The organism is Microbacterium xerophyticum (assembly GCF_053543555.1).
In genome coordinates, this window is sequence record NZ_JBLVOB010000005.1 from 343884 (window position 1) to 347721 (window position 3838).

The following is a 3838-nucleotide window of genomic DNA, read 5'->3' on the forward strand; positions in this document are numbered from 1 at the left end:
CGGACGGGCTCCTTCATGTGTGCGAGAGGCGCGTGCGTCGGCTCAGAGATGCGTGAAAGCGGTTTCTCCATTAGTGTGGCGACGTCCGATTCTTTCCATGCAGAGGAGCAGCGGTGCTGAGCCACACAGGTACGCACGCCGGAACCTGTTCGGTGTCCCCCACCGCAGATCGTGCGGCGAAGCACGACCGCCTCGTCAGGATCCTCGACGAGCACGGCGCCGATTCGATTGCCCTGACCCGCCCGGAGAACCTCTCCTGGTACTTCGACGGCGCGCGCACCGCCGTCCCCTTCGGGGGCGCGCCGGTGTTCTCCGCAGTGATCCACCGCGATGGAGCGGCCGTGGTCACGGCGCTCGAGAACGAGGTGGAACGACTCGCCACGGAGGAGATCGCCGGTGCCGAGGTCCGTGCCGTCCCGTGGTTCACCGACCTCACCGCGATCGCACCGGAAAGCCTCCTGGACACCGAGGCCGTGTCAGCACTGCGTCAGGCCCGCGCCGCGCTCCTGCCGGTCGAGCGCGAGCGGTACCGCATGCTCGGACGCGACGCCGCGGCGGCGATGACGCACGTGCTCCAGCAGTGCCACCCTGGGATGTCCGAGTACGAAGTGGCTGCTGAGCTCGCGCACGCCGTCCTCTCCACGGGCGCTGAGCCGTCGGTGATCCTCATCGCCGGGGCGGCGCGCGGCGGCATCCAGCATCCGCTGCCGACATCGGCAGCGATCGGCGATCGTGTGATGGTCGTCCTCACCGCGAAGCGCTTCGGCCTGCATGTGAGCCTGACGCGGTGGGCACGATTCGCCGGCGCGGAGACCGCAGCCGAGATCAGCATCCGCGAGGTCGAGGCCGATGTCTTCGCCGCGACGCGACCAGGACGCGAGCTGCGCGAGGTTCTCGACGACATCGCGACCGCGTACGCCATTCATGGCTTCGGAACATCCGATCGCCCCGCGTGGCGCGAGCATCATCAGGGCGGCCCCACCGGTTACCTCGGCAGGGATCCCAAGGCAGACCCGACCACGACGACGCTCGTCGCCGCAGGCGGGGCCTTCGCGTGGAATCCCTGGGCCCCGCACGCGAAGGCCGAGGACACGGTCATCGTCGACGCCGACGGTGTCGACATCCTCTCCGTCGACCCGCTGTGGCCGACCGTCGATGTCCGGGGGCTTCCGCGCCCTGCGACCCTCGACCTCTCCTGACAGCAGACCGCCTACCGGCGTCACATCGCCGGCGACCCCCGGGAGCATCACATGCGCCTCGACGACATCCAGATCCGCGATCCCTTCGTCCTCACCGTCCCCGGCGAAGAGCGGTCGTGGCTGTTCGGCAGCACCGATGCGAACATCTGGAGCGGTGCCGCGACCGGATTCGACACCTACTGGACGACCGACTTCGACGAGTGGCACGGGCCGCTGCCGGCGTTCCGCCCTGCGGAGGACTTCTGGTCGCACACGCAGTACTGGGCTCCTGAGGTGCACGCCTACCGCGGCGCCTACTACATGTTCGCGACCTTCACCGCCGAAGGCCGACGTCGCGGCACGCAGGTCCTGCGATCGTCGCGGCCGGAGGGCCCGTACGAACCGTGGTCGGACGGCCCGCTGACGCCGCACGATTGGGAGTGCCTGGACGGCACGCTGCACGTCGAGGACGGCGCTGCGCACCTCGTCTTCTGCCACGAGTGGAAGGACGTCGGAGACGGCGAGATCCACGCCGTGAGGCTGAGCGACGACCTGCGCACCGCCGTCGGCGAACCGGTGCTGTTGTTCCGTGCCTCCGAAGCCCCTTGGGCGCGCTCGATACCGAGACCCGAGTTCGATCAGGTGTTCGTCACGGACGGCCCGTCGATGCATCGCACGGCCGACGGGCGCCTCCTGATGCTGTGGTCGAGCTTCGGCGAATCCGGGTACGCGATGGGCGTCGCGACGTCGGCATCCGGTGGGGTCCTCGGACCGTGGACGCAGAGCGCGGATGCGATCTGGCCCGCCGACGGCGGGCACGGCATGATCTTCGCGGCTCCCGACGGGCAACTGTTCCTCACGTTGCACACGCCGAACCGCACGCCGGACGAGCGTGCGCGATTCTTCCCCCTCGAAGAGACGGCAGAGGGGCTGCGGCTGCGGCGCTGAACGACGCGAGCGAGCCGGTGCGTCAGGCGAAGACGGGACCGACGAACTCGACCTCGACGCGCTCCGACGGGACTCCCCCGGCGAACGCGACACGCTCGTTCGGTGCGACGCTCAGAGCGATCGTGCCGCTCGGCAGGCTCAGCTCGCCCGCCACGGGTTGCGCCGTGAGCCCGATGACCGCGCTCACGTCTCCGCCTTCGTCTGTCACCACGCGCCATCCGCGTGGGAACGAGAACGCGGGCGCACCGTCGCGGAACACCTCGACGAGATCGTCGTCGGCCACCAGCTCCCACTCGACGCCGTGCACGGTCCTCGCGTACCCCACCGCTTCGGCAGCAGCGCCGTGGTCGAGCCTCGTCGGCGCCAACCCGGAGAACCAGATCTCTCCGTCCGGTCGCACGAGCACTCCGCTGTGGCGTTCCACCGCGTCGAGGAACCACAGGATCGACGGGGAGTACACCTCGGTGTAGCCCGCAGCGCCCGACCACGGATCGAGGCACTGGGGAAAGCGATCGGCCACGGCGAGAGCGGCGAGCACCGGCGATGACGCCAGAGCGAGCTCGGCGACGTGACCATGGCGTTCGAAGGCGTCCGGGGCGCGCAGCTGTGCGAGGAAGTTCACCGGGCCGCCCCAGGAGTTGCGCGAGGAGTCATGGTCGAACCTCGGGTCATCCATCGCCACGGTCGTGAAGCCGTAGTGCGCGAGGAACTTGCCGGTGTTCATCAGGTAGCGGCGCAGGCTGGCGGCGAAGAACGACTCGTCGCCCACCTCGCACGCCAGCACCCGCGCGAGCACATCGGTCTGGATGCGCACGTGCCGACCCGAGCGGTCCCTGTCGTAGTAGAAGCCGTCCTCCTCGTGGAAGCACTGCTCGTGCAGCGCCTCGAGCGACGCCTGCGCGGCATCCCGCCATGCCTGACCGTCCTCGCCGAGTTCCTCTGCGATGAGTCCGAGATAGGTGCGCTGGCACGCGACGTTCGCCGTGAGGTCGGGCGCCGCATACGGGATGCCCGATGCGGCGGGATCGTACTCGCGGGCGTCTGCGCGGAATGCGCGATCAGGGGCGAACCAGAACCGGGGAGAGAGGTCGTGCCCGGTGTCGAACGTGCAGAACGCCTCCACGGCGCCCGTCCCCCTGGTGTCGCGGTAGCGCGCGAGCCATGAGTCGTAACGGACCATCACCGGGTACATCGTCTGCAGCAGCTCACGATCGCCCGTCGACGCGAAATGACGCCACACGACCCTGGCGAGTGGCGTGACGATCTGGATCTGACTGAAGCCGGCGCCGTCAGCGGTCACCTTGTAGGGGATCATCCCGTCATCGCGCTGGTGCTCGGCGAACAGCAGCAACGTGGCCTTGGCGATCTGCGGCGCGAACCGCCCGAGCACCTCGACGTTGATGGTCCCCGTGCTCTCGAGCCATGAACCGTGATAGACGCCGCCTTCGTTGAGCACCGGAGCGCTGCCGGCGAGCGGCCGGATGCAGCGGTCGAGCTCGGCGAGCGCGGTGTGCCAGCGCTCCTCCAGCGGACCTCCGAGTGCGGCGAACCGCACGGAGGATGCCGCGAGCTCGATGCCGAGCGGCGATCCCGCGATGTCCGCGCTCGCGGCCGGCTCTGAGGCTCTCAGCCGTCGAAGGGCCTGCGCCCGTGCATCCTCGGTCATCATTCCCCTTCGTCATCCGTGTGCACGGGTGGGGACGACGACGCGT

The 3838-nt window shown here is 69.2% G+C and carries 3 protein-coding genes; 2 read left to right on the forward strand and 1 reads right to left on the reverse strand.

Features of this window, described 5'->3' with window-relative positions; all coding sequences use genetic code 11:
* Positions 1-113: 113 nt before the first annotated feature.
* Positions 114-1199 carry a M24 family metallopeptidase gene (locus ACNPNP_RS06185; protein WP_448965169.1) on the forward strand — a complete coding sequence of 362 codons (1086 nt, stop codon included), beginning with the start codon at positions 114-116 and terminating at the stop codon, positions 1197-1199.
* Between the two features lie 51 nt (positions 1200-1250).
* Positions 1251-2126, forward strand: coding sequence for a glycoside hydrolase family 43 protein (locus tag ACNPNP_RS06190; RefSeq protein ID WP_448965170.1), 876 nt, complete (start codon positions 1251-1253; stop codon positions 2124-2126).
* Between the two features lie 22 nt (positions 2127-2148).
* Here ACNPNP_RS06190 and ACNPNP_RS06195 read toward each other — a convergent pair whose 3' ends face one another.
* The gene (locus tag ACNPNP_RS06195) at positions 2149-3792 is read right to left on the reverse strand and encodes an MGH1-like glycoside hydrolase domain-containing protein (RefSeq protein WP_448965171.1); all 1644 of its coding nucleotides are present in this window, start codon (positions 3790-3792) and stop codon (positions 2149-2151) included.
* Between the last annotated feature and the right edge of the window lie 46 nt (positions 3793-3838).